Below are 18,458 nucleotides of genomic sequence, written 5' to 3'. Positions count from 1 at the left end.
CCGAAAAAGCGCCTCTTGCATCAGTTCACGCCACCCAATATCACTCTCAGGCCAACATTGTGATGAATGCGGCGCTCTTGCATCAATCCAGCTCATCCAAGACGCTCATTTCATCATTTGTCACGGCCACCTCGTTGGCATTGAATAACGCCAACCTTATTCCCATGCTAGGGCGCGCCGCGGCTATCGCAGCCTTGATACGGCATCGGCCGTGACTGGCCGGCGCGACCGTATTCCATGACGAGACCAAGCAGACCATGAAGCACATCGACGTATCACAACTCACCCAGCAGTTTCCGCTGCTGCAATCCCTGATCGCGCTGGAACCGGTCAGCTGGTTCAACCCCAAGGCCACCCCCCTGGTGGAAGGTCTGCCCTATGTGGGGCTGGATGGCCACAACGTGGCGGATGCCTCCGCCCGCCTGGCCCGCTTCGCCCCCTACCTGTGTGAAGCCTTCCCCGAGACCCGCGCCAGCAAGGGCATTCTGGAGTCCGACATCGTCGCCATCCCGGCCATGCAGCGCACACTGAATACCCGTTACGGGGTCGAGGTGAGCGGCCGGCTGCTGCTCAAAAAAGACAGCCATCTGCCCATCTCCGGCTCCATCAAGGCGCGCGGCGGTATCTACGAGGTGCTGGCCCATGCCGAGCAGCTGGCCATCAAGGCCGGCCTGCTCTGCGAAGAGGACGACTATCGCAAGCTGTTCACGGACGAGTTCCGCCACTTCTTCAGTCAGTACAGCATCGCGGTGGGCTCCACCGGCAACCTCGGCATGTCCATCGGCATTATGAGCGCCCGCCTCGGCTTTCGTGTCACCGTCCATATGTCCGCCGATGCACGGGAGTGGAAGAAGCGCAAGTTACGCGAACATGGCGCCATCGTGGTGGAATACGCCGAGGATTACGGGGTGGCAGTGGAACAGGGCCGCAAGGAGGCCGAACGCGACCCCAACTGTTTCTTCATCGACGACGAGAACTCCCGCACCCTATTCCTCGGCTATGCGGTGGCCGGTGAGCGGGTGAAAAAGCAGTTCGACGGGATGGGCATCAAGGTGGATGCCGACCATCCGCTGTTTGTCTACCTGCCTTGCGGTGTCGGCGGCGGCCCCGGCGGGGTGGCCTTTGGCCTCAAGCTCGCGTTTGGGGACAACGTTCACTGCCTGTTTGCCGAACCGACCCACTCCCCCTGCATGCTGCTCGGGGTGCACACCGGCTTGCACGATGCCATTTCGGTGCAGGACCTTGGTATCGACAACCTCACCGCGGCCGACGGCCTCGCGGTGGGGCGCGCTTCCGGCTTTGTCGGCCGCGCCATGGAGCGACTGCTGGCAGGTTTCTACACCCTGAGCGATCAGGAGATGTACGACCTGCTGGGACTCTTGGCCCGCGAAGAGCAGATCAGGCTCGAGCCTTCTGCGTTGGCCGGCATGGCAGGCCCGTGGCGCGTCGCGGCCGACCTTGAGTGGCAAACTGGTCAGGGGCTGGATGCCGCCAAGATGGCCAGCGCCACCCACCTGGTGTGGGCCACCGGCGGCGGCATGGTGCCCGCCGAGGAGATGGAAAAGTACCTGGCCTGCGCCCGCCTCTGATCTTTTTTTCAGCCATAAAACCCGCCAGACTGGCGGGTTTTTCTCGTGTGGGATCAGCAAGATGGCGCCTCTGCTCACCATCCCACACATCAGACGGCCAGACAGCTGGACACCCTGAATTGCTGACAATCCCCCCAAGCTGGTTATTTTGTGATACGATAGTGACCGTTTTTTGACATCTGCACCCACGTTGGCGCCCTGTTCGGGCGAGATCGCGACCTAATCCGCCGATCACAACCATCACGGGCATGCAGAAAAACCGTGGCCTGATGGCCCCGTCCGGCACAAAGCCTGGCGGCGGTCAGCAAGACACACGAGATAAGGAGATCGGGCAATGAAACAATATCAAAGCTGGCTGGGACAATATCTGATGAGTCGCCGCGATGGGGACCACGCCATGGCATCCGAACTCGCCAGCTCCATCTGCGAGTTCTGGCAGACCCAGGGGGACGAGGCCGAGCAGGACAAATGGCAGCAGATCTATCAGCACCATCTGGAACGAACCACCTAATCATCCGAATCCTTGCCTTGCAGCCCCAAACTGCAAGGCTCTCTTTTATCCAGCCCCTTCCTCCCCTCGCCTCCTTTGTGCTCTCACCATGACAACGCAGATCTGCCTGCTTCATATCGTTGCCCGCATCGTTTCAACAGGTTACCGAGCAGGGCCGCCTGCCATGTGCAATTTGGCGTCACATCGGCCCGTTCGCGCCTTGCCCCTACCCCTCCCCTTTGTTAGAGTCGCGCGCCGCGCGGCCACCGCGCCCATAACGACAACGCGCGCCCAGGGCGCCAGCAACGAGCGAGAACAATCCATGCGTGAGCGCATCAGACAAGAGTGGTTTGGCAACGTCAGGGGGGATCTGCTGTCAGGCACGGTCGTGGCCCTGGCCCTGATCCCGGAGGCCATCGCCTTCTCCATCATCGCCGGCGTCGATCCCAAGGTGGGGCTCTACGCCTCCTTCTGCATCGCCGTCATCATCGCCTTCACCGGCGGCCGCCCAGCCATGATCTCCGCCGCCACCGGCGCCATGGCCCTGCTGATGGTGACCCTGGTGCGCGAGCACGGCCTGCAATACCTGATGGCCGCCACCCTGCTCACCGGCCTGCTGCAGATCCTGGCCGGCTACCTGCGCCTCGGCGCCCTGATGCGCTTCGTCTCGCGCTCGGTGGTGACCGGCTTTGTCAACGCCCTGGCCATCCTCATCTTCATGGCCCAGTTGCCGGAGCTGACCAACGTCAGCTGGCAGGTCTACGCCATGACCGCAGCCGGGCTTGGCATCATCTATCTGTTCCCGCGCCTGCCGCGCATCGGCAGCCTGCTCCCCTCGCCGCTGCTGTGCATCGTGCTGCTCACCGCGGTGAGCGTCGGCCTCGGCCTCGAGGTACGCACGGTCGGCGACATGGGTGCCCTGCCGGATACCCTGCCGGTCTTCATGTGGCCCGAGGTGCCCCTCAATCTCGAGACCCTGGCCATCATCTTCCCCTACTCCGCCGCCCTGGCCGTGGTGGGGCTGCTCGAATCCCTGATGACCGCAGCCATCGTCGACGAGATGACCGGCACTCGCAGCGATCGCCACCGCGAGTGCAAGGGCCAGGGGCTGGCCAACATCGCCGCCGGCCTGATGGGCGGCATGGCGGGTTGCGCCATGATCGGCCAGTCGGTCATCAACGTGAAATCCGGTGGCCGCGGCCGTCTCTCCACCCTGGTGGCGGGGGCCCTGCTCATCATCATGGTGGTGTTCCTGGACGAGTGGATCCGCCAGATCCCCATGGCGGCCCTGGTGGCGGTGATGATCATGGTATCCATCGGCACCTTCTCCTGGGGTTCAGTGCTGCGCATGCACAAGACACCGCTGGCCACCAACCTGGTGATGCTGAGCACGGTGGCCGTGGTGGTGGTGACCCACAACCTGGCCCTCGGGGTGCTGACCGGGGTGCTGCTGGCCTGCCTCTTCTTCGCCCACAAGGTGGCGCGTACCCTGCTGGTGCACAGCGACAGCGAGCGCCACGGCGCCACCCGCACCTACCGGGTGCACGGCCAGGTCTTCTTCGCCAGCACAGAGCAGTTCTGTGCCGGCTTTGACACCGGCGAATCCCTCGAGCGGGTGGTGATCGACTTAAGTGACGCCCACTTCTGGGATCTCAGCGCCGCCGAGGCCCTGACCACGGTGCGCCGCCGCTTCGAGGCTGCCGGCACCGAGGTGCAGCTGACGGGGGTGAGCGACGCCAGTGCCGCCCTGCTCGGCCGCTTCGCCCCGGCGACCTGACCGAACACCGCTTCGAGTGCCACACGCCCATAAAAAAGGCCAGCCCCCTGGGGCTGGCCTTTTGCATCTTCACAGACTTACATCTGGTCGACCATGTCCTGGGCGAACTGGGAACAGGAGCGCAGGGTGGCCCCTTCCATCAGACGCTCGAAGTCATAGGTGACGGTCTTGTTGCGGATCGCCGCTTCCATCCCCTTGATGATGAGGTCAGCTGCCTCGGTCCAGCCCATGTGGCGCAGCATCATCTCGGCGGAGAGGATGAGGGAGCCCGGGTTGACCTTGTCCTGACCGGCGTACTTCGGCGCGGTGCCGTGGGTCGCTTCGAACAGGGCCACGCCGTCACCGATGTTGGCACCCGGTGCGATGCCGATGCCGCCCACCTGGGCCGCCAGCGCGTCGGAGATGTAGTCACCGTTCAAGTTCATGCAGGCGATGACGTCATACTCGGCCGGGCGCAGCAGGATCTGTTGCAGGAAGGCGTCGGCGATGACGTCCTTGACGACGATGGTCTTGCCGGTTTTCGGGTTCTTGAAGGAGCACCAGGGGCCGCCGTCGATGAGCTGGGCATCGTACTCTTTCTGGGCCAGGGCGTAGCCCCAATCCTTGAAGGCACCTTCGGTGAACTTCATGATGTTGCCCTTGTGCACCAGGGTCACGGAGTCGCGATCGTTGTCGATGGCATACTCGATGGCGGCACGGACCAGACGCTCGGTACCGGCCTTGGACATGGGCTTGATGCCGATGCCGCAGGTCTCGGGGAAGCGAATTTTCTTCACGCCCATCTCGTTTTGCAGGAAGGAAATCACCTTCTTGGCTTCGTCGCTGTCGGCTTTCCACTCGATGCCGGCGTAGATGTCTTCGGCGTTCTCGCGGAAGATCACCATGTCGGTCAGATCCGGGCGCTTGACCGGGCTCGGGGTGCCCTCGTAGTAACGAACCGGGCGCAGGCAGATGTAGAGATCCAGCTCCTGACGCAGGGCCACGTTGAGGGAGCGAATACCGCCACCGACCGGGGTGGTCAGCGGGCCCTTGATGGCCACGCAGTATTCACGAATGAAATCCAGGGTTTCGGCCGGCAGCCAGGCACCTTCGCCATAGACATGAGTCGATTTCTCGCCGGTGTAGATCTCCATCCAGGCGATCTTGCGCTCGCCTTTGTAGGCTTTCTCGACCGCGGCATTCACCACATTCAACATGGCCGGGGTCACGTCCACGCCGATGCCATCCCCTTCGATAAACGGAATGATCGGATGGTTGGGAACCTGCAGCTTGCCGTTGGCATCGACTGTGATTTTCTGGCCCTGGGTCGGGATAACTACTTTGCTTTCCATCGGCATCTCCTAACTTCCGTTTGTTATCAATCTGTAAGTTGCGCGCGGCCATCTTAAGCCCATCCATTGGCAGAATCAAATGGCGAGCACGCATGTCAGACCATAGTCGCGCACTGGATCACAATGCGTCCCTTCAGCCTGCTGCGGATCCGAAGCAGCCCCGCCGGCGCCTGAGCTGGGCAGGCTCCGGCGGCATCCCTGCTTATCCCGCCAGCCCCTCGGCCTGCCCCTGCGGCTGGCTGAGCGCCCGGTACTGGGAGGGGGTCAAGCCGGTCTTTTGCTTGAACACCCGGCAAAAATAGTTCACATCGCTGTAACCACAGCGGCTGGCCACCTCTTCGAGGCGAAAGCGGTATTTCTTGAGCATGAACTTGGCCCGATCGATGCGTACCCAGCTGATGTAATCGGCCAGGCGCATGTGCCCCTGCTCGCGAAACAGGTGCGACAGGTGGCTGGCCGAGACGTTGAAGCGATGGGCGATCGAATCCCGGCTGATGGGGCGGTGAAAGTTCTCCTGGATATAGATGCAGATCCCGTGAAACAGCTCTGCCCCCCGCGGCCGCTCGAAGGTGGACTCGGCCAGCAGCTGGCGCACGCTGGTGAGCAGCGCCTGCAGCAGATGATTGTCGGTGGGGGAGCGCGCGGGATCCTCGGTCAGCACGTTCAGTGCCGCCAGTATGTGTTCGTTCACATGGCCGGCCCTGGCCATGATGCTGTGCTTTTGCACGTCAAAGAAATCGGGGTCTTCCCGCCGCTTGCTCACCAGACTGAAACCCAGCTGACGCTTGCCGAACAGCAGGCTCAGCACCGAGCAGTCGGTGGTCCAGAGCGGCTTGTTCCAGCCGTTGGGGGGGATATAGAGCGCCTGCCCCGGGGCGATGCAGATCTCCTGGCAGCCCTGCTCCCTGTCCCAGATCTGGTTGCGGTACTCGCCACTGAACACCAGCTCGAGGCGAGGAAAGTTGACCTGATAGCTGAAACCGGGCGGCACCCCCTGATCCTGGGCAAACCAGATCTGGTCGAAGGGGGCCTGCTCGTGGAGGGCGCCATCGAGCAACTGGCTGAAGACAAGAGACATGCTGATCCTGATCAAGAGAGAGGCAAGCGGTTGCGGTGCCCGCGACCGCCCATGTTATAGTCCGGTCCTCGGCAGCAATGCCACCCTTTTCTGCACCCGATTTTCTGCACACCAAATGAGGCATCCCTTATGAGCAGTCGCGATCTGCCCTCTTTTTTGTCAATGCAAAATCCGATTCAAGGCTACGACTGGGGCAGCCATGACGCCCTCACCACCCTGTTCGGCATCCCCAATCCGGCGGGCAAGCCCCAGGCCGAGCTGTGGATGGGTGCCCACCCCAATGGCTGCTCCGAGGTAGTGCTGGCCGGGCAGACGCAAAAGCTCTCGACCCTGATAGAGCGCGCCCCCGCCGCCGTACTGGGTGAAGCCACCCAGACCCGTTTTGGCAGCCTGCCGTTCCTATTCAAGGTGCTGTGCGCCGAGAAGGCCCTCTCCATTCAGGTGCACCCGAGCAAGGCGCAGGCCGAAGCCGGCTTTGCCAAGGAAGAGGCCGCCGGCATCTCGCCCAAAGCCGCCAATCGCAACTACAAGGACCCCAACCACAAGCCCGAGCTGGTGTTTGCCCTCACCCCCTATCAGGCGATGAACGGCTTTCGCGCCATCCCGACCATCCTGGCGCTGTTCGAGCGGGTCAAGCTGCCCGCCCTTGCCGAGCTGGTTGCCGCCCTCGCCGCCAGCCAGAACGAAGCGGGTCTGCAGCACTTCTTCCACCAGCTGCTGGTGCTGGAAGGGGCGCGCAAGGAGGAGGCTCTGGCGGGCCTGCTGGCCTTTGCCGCCAAACATCAGGATGAAGAGACCTTTGCGCTGATCACCAGCCTGGCCGCCCAGTATCCGGGGGATGTGGGCCTCTTCTCGCCGCTGCTGCTCAACGTAGTGACCCTGCAGCCCGGTCAGGCAATGTATCTGGACGCCTGCACCCCGCACGCCTATGTACGCGGCACTGGCCTCGAGATCATGGCCAACTCCGACAACGTGCTGCGCGCCGGGCTCACTCCCAAGTACATAGACGTGGCCGAGCTGTTGGCCTGCACCCGCTGCCTGCCCAAGCCGGACGACCAGATCCTGCTTGCCCCCCGCCTGGACGGGGCGGTGCAGCACTTCGAGGTGCCGGTGCCGGACTTCACCTTCAGCGTCTACCCGGCGGGCGAGCACCAGCTCACCACTGCCAGCGCCGAGATCCTGTTTGCCATCGACGAGGCCGTCATCCTCAAGCGCGGTGACGACACTCTGCGCCTCGAGAAGGGTCAGTCCGCCTTCATCCCGGCCGCCACCGGCCGCTACCAGCTGCTGGCCGAGGGCCGGGTCGCCCGCGCCGGCAACCGCTGCTAAGCCGGTTCAAATCGACCCATGACAACAAGGGCCATCCAGGATGGCCCTTGTTGTTGGCAGTGACCGCCACTGTCCACTTCCGCCTTTGCCGACTAATTTCTTGATGTGCGGCATAAAATCATCAGATCCTGCTGTCGCCCTCTGCCGGGTTGGCTATCATGCCCGTCTGGCTATCACACGCCTTGATACCCGCCGGAGCAGCACTGCCAGCCGGCCCCAGTTCAGGAAGAACATCATGAAAGGCTACTGTGGACTATCCGTTTTACTGCTGGCGCTGCTGGGCGGCCCGGTGCACGCCGCCTGCGACAAGGGGGTGGCGCTCAGGCTGGCCAAGTCCTTCTGGAGCGAGCACAAGGATTTCTATTACGCCGATCCGGCGCCGCTCAAGGCGCTGCTCACCCCCGACTTCTTTGCCGTGCTGAGCAGCGAGGCAGAGTGCAACGCCGACGGCGAGGTGTGTGCCATCGATGCAGACCCCTGGATCAACGCCCAGGATGGCGAGGTGAGCGAGCCCGTCAGCTTCACCCTGGCCAAGGAGCAAGAGCAAGGGGTAACGGTCAGGATGCACTATCTGTTCGCCCTCTCCGACACCCAGAAAGAGCCGCAGACCGTCAGCCTCCACTTTCAAAAGAGCGGTGACAACCGCTGCTATCTGATGGATGACTTCATCCCCCCTGGCGATGGCTCCCTCAAACAGCGCCTGCGCCAGTGGCAGAACCACAACGCCATCGAGCTGCAATAAAAAACCCCCGCCATACAGGCGGGGGTTTTGCATTCAGCCGGGCCACACGCATCAGCGCCAGGCCCATGGCGAGGTCACTCCTCTACCGCCTCCGACTGAGGCTCTTCAGCACGGATCTGCTGCAGCTCTTCGACCCTGGCCTGCCATTTGTCGTGGGCCTGTTTGCGCTCCTGTTGCTTGAACTCTTCGCGCATGGTGTCGATATTTTGGGCCAAATTTTCCATCAGGATGTCTCCTTACATCTGGGTGAACATGACAAGTAAAACGGGTTGACGGCACACTCCGCATCAAGGGCGTTGGCCTGTCGGTTCATCAAGTTTGACTTCCGGTTTGCCAAAACTGTCCAACTAAATAAACGATTGGATATGCACAAAGCAATCTAAAAAATGATTAAACGTCTCTCGTAAAACCATCTAAAGGCAGTCAGCTGGCCCTCTTCTCGCTCCTGTACATGAGATATAAATTATTAATTATCAGCAATTTAAAGTACGTTCGTGGCGAGTGCACACGCCCTTTTCAAGCCGCCGATTATGCACTGATTTTTCACACCCCGTGTTTGCGTCCCTTGCAACCCCGCCATCATGAGCGCCGCTCTAGGCCAGGCAGCCGCTTTTGCCGACCGGCTCACAATTTCTCCGCTCACTCGAGCACACAAATCTCCATCCTTCAGCCCACAAAGAGCAGGCCCTCCAACCGCCAGCTGGTGATCAACCTCTCTCAAACTAAGAATAATCATCTGTTTTTAAAGATTTTTTCGTTAATCCACAGCGACCTTTACCAACCGAACAAAATGCGAGCAGGGTCACAGGCAGGCGCCATCAACACAAAAATCCAGTAAAGGGCACATATGTCCGATTTCGGCCGAGGCACTTGGGAGAAACAATAAGCAGGTCAACCAGTTACACCACCGTTTTCAACAGGACCAGTTCCATTCGGACGGCACCAGCCAGGAGAGAACCATGCTCACCACCCTGATAGATGAAGGATTGATCTGCCTCGATCTTGCGGCCCGCGACAAGCAGGCGCTGTTTGTCGAGCTGGCCGAGAGGCTCAAGGCCAGCGGCAAGATAGCCAGTCAGGATCAGTTTGTGCGCGACCTCTGGGCGCGAGAGGCGCTCGACAACACCGGCTTCGAACAGGGGGTGGCCCTGCCCCACGCCAAGAGCGAGGCGGTGCGAGAGCCCGCCATCGTGGTCGGCATCAGCCGCCAGGGCATCGACTACGGCGCCGAAGATGGCGAACCCTCCAAGCTGTTCTTCATGATTGCCTCCCCGGCGGGCGGCGCCAACCACCATATCGAGGTGCTGGCCGAACTCTCCACCAAGCTGCTGGAACCCGGTTTCATCGCCAGCATGCAGGCGGCCACCAGCCGCCCCGAGGTACTCGCCTTGCTGGCCGCACCAGGGCCGTCCGCAGCCCCTGCCGCCCCCGCCCAAGCGCAACCTGCCCAGCCGACAGAGCCGCAGGAGCGCGGCATCAAGGCCCAGCTCAACACCCTCAAGCAGCATTTGCTGTTTGGCACCTCTCACATGATCCCCTTCATAGTCGCGGGGGGCGTGCTGCTGTCGCTGTCGGTGATGATCAGCGGCAAGGGCGCCGTGCCCGAGGCGGGCGTGCTCAAGGACATGGCCGACATGGGGATTGCCGGGCTCACCCTGTTTACCGCCGTGCTGGGCGGCTACATCGCCTACTCCATGGCGGACAAACCGGGCCTGGCGCCAGGCATGATCGGCTCCTGGATTGCCGTGCAGCAGTTTCACACCGGTTTTCTCGGCGCCATCCTGGTGGGCTTTATCGCCGGCCTCATCGTCAACCAGCTCAAACGCATCAAGCTGCCGGACTCCATGAGTTCGCTCGGCTCCATCTTCATCTATCCGCTCATCGGCACCTTCCTGGTGTGCGGCATCGTGATGTGGGTCATCGGCGCCCCCATCGCCGCCATGATGGAGGGGATGAACCACTGGCTCTCCGGCATGGCGGGCTCGGGCAAGGTGATGCTGGGGGCCATCCTCGGTGGCATGACCGCCTTTGACATGGGCGGCCCCATCAACAAGGTGGCCACCCTGTTCGCCCAGACCCAGGTCAACACCCAACCCTGGCTGATGGGAGGGGTTGGCATCGCCATCTGCGTGCCGCCGCTCGGCATGGCGCTGGCCACCCTGCTCTCCCCCAAGCGCTACAAGAAAGAGGAGCGTGAAGCGGGCAAGGCGGCCGCCATCATGGGCATGATCGGCATCAGCGAGGGGGCCATTCCGTTTGCCGCCGCCGATCCGGTGCGGGTCATCCCGGCCATCGTCGCAGGCGGCATCGTCGGCAACATCACCGGCTTCATGATGCACAGCATCAACCACGCCCCCTGGGGCGGCTGGATCGTGCTGCCGGTGGTGGAGGGCAAGATGGGCTATATCCTGGGCACCCTGCTCGGCGCCCTCACCACGGCCCTTATCGTCAACCTGCTGAAAAAGCCGGTCAGCGACACCGAAGAGAGCAACGAGCGCCAGCAGGAGTACCAGATCATCGAGGCGGAAGGGGAAGCCGAGGTGCTGGCCATCACCGCCTGCCCCTCCGGCGTGGCCCACACCTTCCTGGCCGCCAAGAGTCTGCAAAAGGCAGCCGCCAAGGCCGGCATCAAGCTGAAAGTGGAAACCCAGGGCGCCAACGGCATCATCAACCGCATTACGCCCAAAGACGTGGCCAACGCCCGCTGCGTCATCCTGGCCCACGACGTGGCCATCAAGAACAAGGAGCGCTTCGCTAATATCGAGGTCATCGACGTCAAGACCCGGGAGGCCATCCACAACCCGGAGGGGCTGCTGGCCCGCACCCGGCCGGGGCGCCAAGTGGCCTGACAACGGCAGTTGAGAGATATATGACTGAAGGGGCCAAGGACCCCTTCTGTTATCCCGGCATCAGGCAGCAGCAAACCCCCTCGTCAGCCGCCCGAACGGGGATGGCGACCTCACCCACAGGATCGATAAGATAGGAGCCATATCGTGCCTTCGCCTGCCAGCCGGCCTGGCGACCACATATGGACGGAGCCTTGCACAGATGGATCTGACGGACGTACGGCTCACCCTGCCCGAGTGCCTCGCCCGCCATCCCGAATGCGCCACCGACGATAGTGAAAACGCCAGCTGCTGTGCCTGCGGCAAGGTGCTGTTTCGCAGCCGTGTCATTCTCTGATTCAGGCCCCTTATCGCGTTTTTCACCAAGGAGTCACATCATGGACCTCTTATGGCTGTTCAGCCTGCTTGCCCTTGCGGCCAGCCTCTATGCCATGCGTTTCTGGGACAGGCGCCACGCCCACCCCGACTGGCTGCGCCTGCCCACTCGCGCCGAGTACCTGAGCGCCCATCCCGAGTGTGCCAGCGGGGATACGCTCAGCGCCCGCTGCTGTGGCTGCGGCTCGGACAAGGTGCTCGGTCACCCCCAGACCGGCTGGTTTGATCACCACTTTCGCCATACCTGCCTCGCCTGCGGCAAGGTGTTGTTTCGCACCGAAGAGCCACGCTAAATGGCCTCCCCAAATGCAACGAGCCGCCCTTGAGGCGGCCCGCTGATGGTGTCTCCCTTCCATTAATCTCTCAATAGTTCGGTGAGTGCGCTGCTCAGGGCGTCGAGTCCTTTATCTACTTTCGAGCGAGGACAGCCGACGTTGAGGCGAAGATAGCCGTTGCCTTCGGGGCCATAGGTGTCGCCGCGCATGATGGCGACCCGGTATTTCTCCACCAGCAAGCGTTGCAGCGCATCCATCCGCTCGGTGGAGTCGATGCCGAGGCCGCGCAGGTCAATCCAGGCGAGATAGGTCCCCTCGGGCACCCGATAGTCGATGGCGGGGAAGGCTGCGTTGAGCCGCGCCGCCACCTGGACGAGGTTGCCGTGCAGATAGGCTTTCAGGGCATCGAGCCAAGCAGCGCCGTCTCGATAGGCGCTGATATGGGCCAGCACCCCGAGAATGGGCGGCGATGAGAGGCCATGGGCCGCCTTGAGCCGCTGCAGATAGGCGGCCCGCGCCTCGGCGTTGGCGATAAAGGCGTAGGCACTACCAAGGGCCGGAATATTGAAGGATTTCGAACCCGAACTCACCAGTGCCCAGTTGTCATCCGGCGCCACCTCGCTCCACGGCAAGTAAGGGGCAAAGCTCATATCCATATGGATGTCGTCCGAGATGACCTTGACCTCGTGACGCTGGCAGATGTCGGCCATCCGGCCCAGTTCATCCCGCGTCCAGACCCGGCCGGTGGGGTTGTGGGGGCTGCACAGCAGCAAAATCCGGCAATCGGGGCGGGCCACCTGACGCTCGAAGCAGGCCCAGTCGATCTGGTAACTCCCCTCTGCTTTTTTAATCGGGCAAGGCAGCAGCACCCTGTCGTTGGCGGCCAGCATATTGCCGAAGGCGTCGTAGGCGGGGGTATGCACCAGCACCCCCTCCCCCGGCGCTGACCAGAGGCTCACCAGCTGGGCGATCACATAGATGACCGAGGGGCCGTAGACCAGGCTCTCGGGGTCGAGGCGAGAGCCGTAGCGGTGCGCAAACCAGTCGCTCACCGCCCCCTTGAAGTCGTCGTGATTCCAGCGACTGTAGCCAAAGACCCCGTGTTCGAGGCGCCTGGCCAGGGCCTGACGAATGCAGGGGGCAGTCTCGAAGTCCATGTCGGAGATGGTAAAGGGGAGCAGGTCGGCGTGGCCAAAACGGTCGGCCACATAGTCCCACTGGGTGCAGTAGGTGCCGTGGCGATCGACCAGGCGGTCAAAATCAAAGGATTCGGTAGTGGGCATCTCTTTCTCACCAGCAAAAACAGCAATGAACAAGGGGGCATGGCGCCCCCCAACGCAGGGTAACAGAGGGCCGACTCAGGCCCCCATCAGGCTCTGCAGCTGGTTTTTCACCAGATGGACCTGGGGCCCGATCACCACCTGCAGGTTGTGCTCGTCGAGCTTGATCACCCCGATGGCGCCGTTCGCCTTCAACACCTTGTCATCAACCCGGCTCATGTCCTGCACCGACATCCGCAGGCGGGTGATGCAGTTGTCCAGCGCCAGAATGTTGCCGGCGCCGCCCAGCGCATTGAGGATGATTTCACCGTTGTAGCCGCTGTTGCCTGCCTTCTTGCCTGCGGGTTGAGCCGCCTCGCTGGTCTCGATTTCCCGGCCGGGGGTTTTCAGGTTGAAGCGCACGATGGCGAAGCGGAACACGCTGTAGTAGATGGCAAACCAGATGGCGGCCGCGACCGGCACCAGATACCACTTGGTGGCGGTGCCCTGCAGCACGCCGAACACCAGGAAATCGATGAGGTTGCCGTCGGTGTTGCCGATGGTGACGCCGAGCAGCCCCATGGTCATAAAACCCAGACCGGTCAGGATGGCGTGAATGACGTAGAGCACGGGCGCCACGAACAGGAACAGGAACTCCAGCGGCTCGGTGATGCCGCCGATGACGCAGGCCACCACGCCGGAGACCAGCAGCGCCTTGATCTTGCCGCGATTTTCCGGGCGGGCGCAGTGATACATGGCGAGCGCCGCCCCCGGCAGGCCGCCGAGGAAGGCCGGCATCTTGCCCTGGGAGAGGAAGGAGGTGGCCGACACCGAGAACTGGGTGGTGTCGGCGCAGGAGAGCTCGGCGTAGAAGATGTTGAGGGCGCCGCTCACCTCGTTGCCGCACACCAGTTGGGAGCCACCCGCCTCGGTGAAGCGAATGAGCGCCACCAGGATGTGGTGCAGACCGAGCGGCAGCAGCAGACGCTCGCCGGTACCGAACAGGAAGGGGCCGAAGGGACCGGCGTGGGAGATGAGCGCCCCTATGCCGTTGATGCCGGCGGCGAACCAGGGCCAGACCAGGGGCACCACCAGACCAACCACCCCCAGCACGATGGCGGTGACAATGGGCACGAAGCGGGCGCCGCCGAAGAAGGCGAGCGCATCGGGCATCTTGTAGGTGTAGAAGCGGGCGTGGAGCCTCGCGACGATCACCCCGACGATGATGGCCCCCAGAATGCCGGTGTCGATGGAGCTGATGCCGAGGATGGCTTTCACCCCATAGGCCTTCTCCGCCGCTGCGTCACCGATGACGTTGGCCACGGTCAGGTAGAAGTTGATGGAGAGGTTGAGCGCCGCATAGCCGACGAAACCGGCAAAGGCCGCCACCCCCTTCTCTTCGCGCGCCAGCCCGAGCGGAATGGCCACCGCGAACATCACCGGCAGGTAGATAAAGGCCACCAGCCCCACCTTGGTCATCCAGAGGAACAGCAGTTGCAGCACGGTATTGTCGAGGAAGGGCATGCTCTGCTTGACCGCATCGCTGGTGAGCGAGCTGCCGACACCGAGCAGAATGCCTGAGAAGGCCAGCAGGGCGACCGGCAACATAAAGGTCTTGCCGAGGCTCTGCAGGAACTCCCAGATGGTGGATTTGGCGGGGGACTTGGCCATGTGTCAGATCCTTGTGAGGTGAGGGTCATTCGATACGCCAGCCCGGTGGCCTCCCTGACGGATGGCAACGGCGAGCCGTATCTGGTTTTGCTGGATGATAAAACGTTTTATCAACTTACAAGTGCCGACAGGATCACAGAATATAAGTGCTGTCAGGGAAGCGCTTGCAAAACTGTGAGCCGGATCGGCCCGATGGTGATGTAACGTTTCACTCAGGCATATGAGCAGGTATGCTGGGGCCTCGCTCTCAACTCGCCGTCGCCCGTTCGCCCTATGTCGCCCAAATCCCTCTCTGCCAAAGCCACCAAGATCACCGACGTCGCCCAGTGGGCGGGGGTGTCGGTCACTACCGTTTCCATGGTGCTCAACGGCAAGGGGCGCATCTCGCCGGCCACCGCCGAGCGGGTACAACAGGCGATCAGGGCGCTCGACTATGTGCCCAACAGCGCCGCCGCCAACCTGCGCAGCCAGCAATCCAATCTGGTGGGGCTGATCCTGCGCGACATCACCGACCCCTTCTATACCGAGGTGACCGCCGGGGTGAGCGAGGTGCTGGAGCAGCAGGGCTATCTGCTGTTTCTGACCCAGTGCGGCCACAGCCCAGAGCGGTTGCAGCAGAGCATCCAGTCCCTGTCGCGCCAGGGGGTGGCCGGCATCATCTTCAATCCGGTGCGCGGCGCCGCCGCCAAGCCGCTGGAGCACCTGCTCGACTCGGCGCTGCCGCTGGTGTGCGCCGCCCGCTCCTACTATCGGGACGACGTGGACTTTATCGGCCCTGACAACACCCACGCCGCCCAACAGGCCACCACCTACCTTATCGAACAGGGTCACCGCCACATCGCCTACGTCGGCGGGCGGGCCGACTCCCTCACCCGCGCCGAGCGCATCGGCGGCTACTGCGCCAGCCTGCTGCAATACGGCCTGCCCTTCAAACCGGAGTGGGTACTGGAGTGTGAACGCACCCAGCGCAGCGCCGCCGACACCATCGCCCAGCTGCTGCACCAGCACCCCAAGGTGACCGCCATTCTGTGCCACTACCCCGAGGTGGCCCTCGGTGGCATCTACGGCGTCGAGGCGAGCGGCCGCACCGTGGGCAAGGACAACTACATCGGCCAGCAGGTGGCCCTGCTCGGCTTTGACGACGTGGCGGAGGCCGAGCTCACCTCCCCCGCCCTCACCTTCGTCAGCTCGCCGGCGCGAGAGATAGGCCGCCAGGCCGCCCTGCGCCTGCTGACCCGGATGCAGCAACCCGAGCTCGCCCCCACTCGCCATATCATCACCCCCAGCTTGCAGAAGCGGGCGTCGGCTTGAGTTGGCAAGGCAGGTCCGTCTGCAGCAGACCGAATTTGCCATATCATCACCGCTCATCAGCAAATCGCAGAAACGGGCGTCGGCTTGAGTTGGCTGGGCAAGCCCGAGCTTGCCCCCACCCGCCATATCGTCGCCGCTCACCAGCAAACCGCAAAAACGGGCATCGGCCTGAGGCACACAGTTGCAACGCCCAGGCAAGGGGCTGTTGTGGTCAAGCAGAAAAGCGCGGGCGCAAAAATGTGAGCCTGCTCACTGCGTTGGCAAGGAGAGATTGAGAGCCAAGTGGAGAGGAATAAGATGGGCGCCCACTCTCTTCACGAGCCCCTTTATGAGCAACCCGCACGACCAGAATCCGCCGAGTGAAATCCATCGCTGTGACAAATGCCGGGAGCGCACCCGCCATATCGTGGTGCTGGTGCCACGGGATCACAGCCAGGACATCATGCCCAAGGATCCGCGCAAAGCCTTCTGGCAAGCCTTTCGCTCCAGCAGCCTGACCAACGCGGTATTCGGCCAGACCCTCGCTTATCAGGCCACCCATGTAAAGCACCTGATCTGCGAGCGCTGCGGCGAGAAGTTTCTGGAGTATTGAGGCCCAGAAGACGGCGCCCCCGGACGGTCAGAGCGAGATAAAAGAGAAATAAAGATGATGTTTGTCGAAATGACCCCCGGTCAACTGCCGCTGGCGCTGCTGCTGGAGGCAGATCCCGCAGAGCAGCGCATTGCCGCCTATCTGCCCGGTGCCTGGGGCTTTGCCGCCCTGGCGGGCAACGAGATAGTGGGCGCCTGTGTGGCGGGTCTGGTGGGGGAGCAAACGGCCGAGATCTTCAATATCGCCGTTGCCCCCACTCGACAGCAGCAAGGCATCGGCTCCGGCCTGCTGCGCTTCGTGCTGGCGAACCTGGCCGGGAAAGGGGTATGCCGCGTCGAACTCGGTACCGGCAGCTTCGGCCACCAGCTCACCTATTACCAGCGCCACGGCTTTCGCGTCGATACCGTCATCAAGGATCACTTCCTTATCCACTACCCGGAGCCCCTGATGGAGCACGGCATCCAGCACAAGGATATGCTGCGGCTATCGCTGGCGCTGAAACCCAATAACCCGCTCCATAGCGGCCAGTAACCTCTTGCTACCGGTGGGCGGCAGACACTCAACCGCCTTCCTTATTAGGTAATTTTTTGATCTGAGGCTGATTTTGTTCAGCTTCCTGTTTTGCCCTCCCATCACCTTGGTTAAGATGCCCACTTGGAAACCATTCTTGCAGAGACACATCTGTGCAGCCGTTTCGCCATCCACCACATCGCCGGATGACCGCAGCAGGCTGGAGTCTGCAATCCATGGTCGGTAGCGTGGAGTTTTGCCTCTTTATTCAATTCAATTTAAAACGCTCCGAGACAGTAAATAAACGACGCAAGCAACACTTTACAAAAACTCAAGTGGCAGAATAAATCAACATGAAATTATTTATCATCATCGCAACTTTATTACTATGCTTCTCCATCTTTGCAAGAGCAGACTCCACATTTATAATTGACGGAGTAAAAATAGACATTGAAAAGGAAGGTGAATGCTTTTACTTGATAACGGCAGGAAAAGAAAAGCAGCAACTTAAATGTATTGATGATAACTTGGAGTCCGATATTATCATACAGGACTTCAACTTTGATGGTTATAAGGACATTGCCATTACCAACTATCTTGGCATGGTAAATAATATTTTTTATGTATTATTATATGACCATGTAAACACTGCATTTAAAGAGCTAAAAATTGCAGACTCAAAGGCACCAACATCTGCCTGCGAAGATCTCTACAACCTTGCAGTTCGATTAGATGATCTTTCTTTGGTTAGCTCTTGCCGCTCCGGCCCTGTATGGTATTACGACACTTACCGATATAACGCCCAAGGTGAACTCTGGCTATATAAAACAACAGAGTATCAGATCCAAAACTCCGAGATTGATACCTTCCCTCTTTACGAGCATACATTTAATCAGAAGGGAGAGAAACTGGACACCATTGCGATTGATTTTGATGGCAAGAAAATTCTCTGGTCAGTCACATCCGAGAAAGCCTTTCTCTACTCATCACCTGAAAAAATATCAAAGACCAAAGCCTATCTTATTCATAATGACAAAGTAGAAATTATCGAGCAGAAAGATGACTGGATTAAGATTCGGTTTGCCTCCAGAAAAGGCCCTCTTGTCCGCTGGCTCTATCTTCCAGAAGCAATAGCCAAAAGTTAACCTAGAACTTTTAATACCCAAGCGTACTTAGACATTCGCGTCATCAATTCGGTAGGGTGCAATAAGCGCAGCGCATTGCACCTCTATCTTTCCTGCAATCCCCTCTCCTACCTCCACCCTGCCTACCCAAACAAGAGG

The 18,458-nt window shown here is 61.1% G+C and carries 17 protein-coding genes; 12 read left to right on the top strand and 5 right to left on the bottom strand.

What is annotated here, in order from left to right; all coding sequences use genetic code 11:
• Positions 1–257: 257 nt before the first annotated feature.
• From dsdA to PG897_RS19570, 3 genes are all read left to right on the top strand, one after another.
• Positions 258–1,589 carry a D-serine ammonia-lyase gene (dsdA, locus tag PG897_RS19580; RefSeq protein WP_215269726.1) on the top strand — a complete coding sequence of 444 codons (1,332 nt, stop codon included), beginning with the start codon at positions 258–260 and terminating at the stop codon, positions 1,587–1,589.
• Positions 1,590–1,923: 334 nt separating this feature from the next.
• Positions 1,924–2,100: a hypothetical protein gene (locus PG897_RS19575; protein ID WP_005298942.1), complete on the top strand. Its 177-nt coding sequence runs from the start codon at positions 1,924–1,926 to the stop codon at positions 2,098–2,100.
• A gap of 301 nt (positions 2,101–2,401) precedes the next feature.
• Entirely contained in the window at positions 2,402–3,856 is a 1,455-nt protein-coding gene (locus PG897_RS19570) for a SulP family inorganic anion transporter (protein WP_215269725.1), read from the top strand.
• 77 nt (positions 3,857–3,933) lie between these two features.
• Here PG897_RS19570 and icd read toward each other — a convergent pair whose 3' ends face one another.
• Positions 3,934–5,187 carry an NADP-dependent isocitrate dehydrogenase gene (gene icd, locus PG897_RS19565; protein WP_017783803.1) on the bottom strand — a complete coding sequence of 418 codons (1,254 nt, stop codon included), beginning with the start codon at positions 5,185–5,187 and terminating at the stop codon, positions 3,934–3,936.
• Positions 5,188–5,389: 202 nt separating this feature from the next.
• Positions 5,390–6,265: a helix-turn-helix transcriptional regulator gene (locus PG897_RS19560; protein ID WP_005298937.1), complete on the bottom strand. Its 876-nt coding sequence runs from the start codon at positions 6,263–6,265 to the stop codon at positions 5,390–5,392.
• A 129-nt stretch (positions 6,266–6,394) separates the two neighbouring features.
• Between PG897_RS19560 and manA the strand changes: the two genes are divergently transcribed.
• Together manA and PG897_RS19550 are read left to right on the top strand one after the other, a co-directional pair.
• Complete coding sequence (gene manA / locus PG897_RS19555; protein ID WP_270829278.1) at positions 6,395–7,594, top strand: mannose-6-phosphate isomerase, class I; 1,200 nt, start codon at positions 6,395–6,397, stop codon at positions 7,592–7,594.
• 235 nt (positions 7,595–7,829) lie between these two features.
• Positions 7,830–8,336, top strand: coding sequence for a hypothetical protein (locus PG897_RS19550; RefSeq protein ID WP_215269723.1), 507 nt, complete (start codon positions 7,830–7,832; stop codon positions 8,334–8,336).
• Between the two features lie 74 nt (positions 8,337–8,410).
• Here PG897_RS19550 and PG897_RS19545 read toward each other — a convergent pair whose 3' ends face one another.
• A complete protein-coding gene (locus tag PG897_RS19545) occupies positions 8,411–8,560 on the bottom strand; it encodes a hypothetical protein (protein WP_005298930.1) in 150 nt (49 codons plus the stop codon).
• A 735-nt stretch (positions 8,561–9,295) separates the two neighbouring features.
• Here PG897_RS19545 and PG897_RS19540 point away from each other — a divergent pair.
• The 3 genes from PG897_RS19540 to PG897_RS19530 all read left to right on the top strand — a co-directional run bounded on the left by PG897_RS19540 (position 9,296) and on the right by PG897_RS19530 (position 11,850).
• On the top strand, positions 9,296–11,185 hold the full coding sequence (locus PG897_RS19540; RefSeq protein ID WP_270829277.1) for a PTS fructose transporter subunit EIIC: 1,890 nt from the start codon (positions 9,296–9,298) through the stop codon (positions 11,183–11,185).
• Between the two features lie 199 nt (positions 11,186–11,384).
• Positions 11,385–11,519 carry a hypothetical protein gene (locus tag PG897_RS19535; protein ID WP_257619527.1) on the top strand — a complete coding sequence of 45 codons (135 nt, stop codon included), beginning with the start codon at positions 11,385–11,387 and terminating at the stop codon, positions 11,517–11,519.
• A 40-nt stretch (positions 11,520–11,559) separates the two neighbouring features.
• The gene (locus PG897_RS19530; RefSeq protein WP_270829275.1) at positions 11,560–11,850 is read left to right on the top strand and encodes a hypothetical protein; all 291 of its coding nucleotides are present in this window, start codon (positions 11,560–11,562) and stop codon (positions 11,848–11,850) included.
• A 62-nt stretch (positions 11,851–11,912) separates the two neighbouring features.
• Here PG897_RS19530 and PG897_RS19525 read toward each other — a convergent pair whose 3' ends face one another.
• Entirely contained in the window at positions 11,913–13,115 is a 1,203-nt protein-coding gene (locus PG897_RS19525) for a MalY/PatB family protein (protein ID WP_270829274.1), read from the bottom strand.
• Positions 13,116–13,190: 75 nt separating this feature from the next.
• A complete protein-coding gene (gene malX / locus PG897_RS19520; RefSeq protein WP_270829273.1) occupies positions 13,191–14,762 on the bottom strand; it encodes a maltose/glucose-specific PTS transporter subunit IIBC in 1,572 nt (523 codons plus the stop codon).
• Positions 14,763–15,035: 273 nt separating this feature from the next.
• Between malX and PG897_RS19515 the strand changes: the two genes are divergently transcribed.
• The 4 genes from PG897_RS19515 (at position 15,036) to PG897_RS19500 (ending at position 18,320) form a co-directional block, all read left to right on the top strand.
• Positions 15,036–16,073 carry a Mal regulon transcriptional regulator MalI gene (locus tag PG897_RS19515; protein ID WP_270829272.1) on the top strand — a complete coding sequence of 346 codons (1,038 nt, stop codon included), beginning with the start codon at positions 15,036–15,038 and terminating at the stop codon, positions 16,071–16,073.
• A gap of 328 nt (positions 16,074–16,401) precedes the next feature.
• Complete coding sequence (locus PG897_RS19510; RefSeq protein WP_019839597.1) at positions 16,402–16,665, top strand: hypothetical protein; 264 nt, start codon at positions 16,402–16,404, stop codon at positions 16,663–16,665.
• A 54-nt stretch (positions 16,666–16,719) separates the two neighbouring features.
• Positions 16,720–17,196, top strand: a complete 477-nt coding sequence (locus PG897_RS19505; protein ID WP_126882225.1) for a GNAT family N-acetyltransferase — start codon at positions 16,720–16,722, stop codon at positions 17,194–17,196.
• 332 nt (positions 17,197–17,528) lie between these two features.
• Positions 17,529–18,320, top strand: a complete 792-nt coding sequence (locus PG897_RS19500; protein ID WP_270829271.1) for an XAC2610-related protein — start codon at positions 17,529–17,531, stop codon at positions 18,318–18,320.
• Positions 18,321–18,458: the final 138 nt, after the last annotated feature.

The organism is Aeromonas sp. QDB20 (assembly GCF_027707805.1).
GTDB classification, from domain to species: Bacteria; Pseudomonadota; Gammaproteobacteria; order Enterobacterales; family Aeromonadaceae; genus Aeromonas; species Aeromonas dhakensis.
This window is presented reverse-complemented; position numbering and strand designations above follow the sequence as displayed.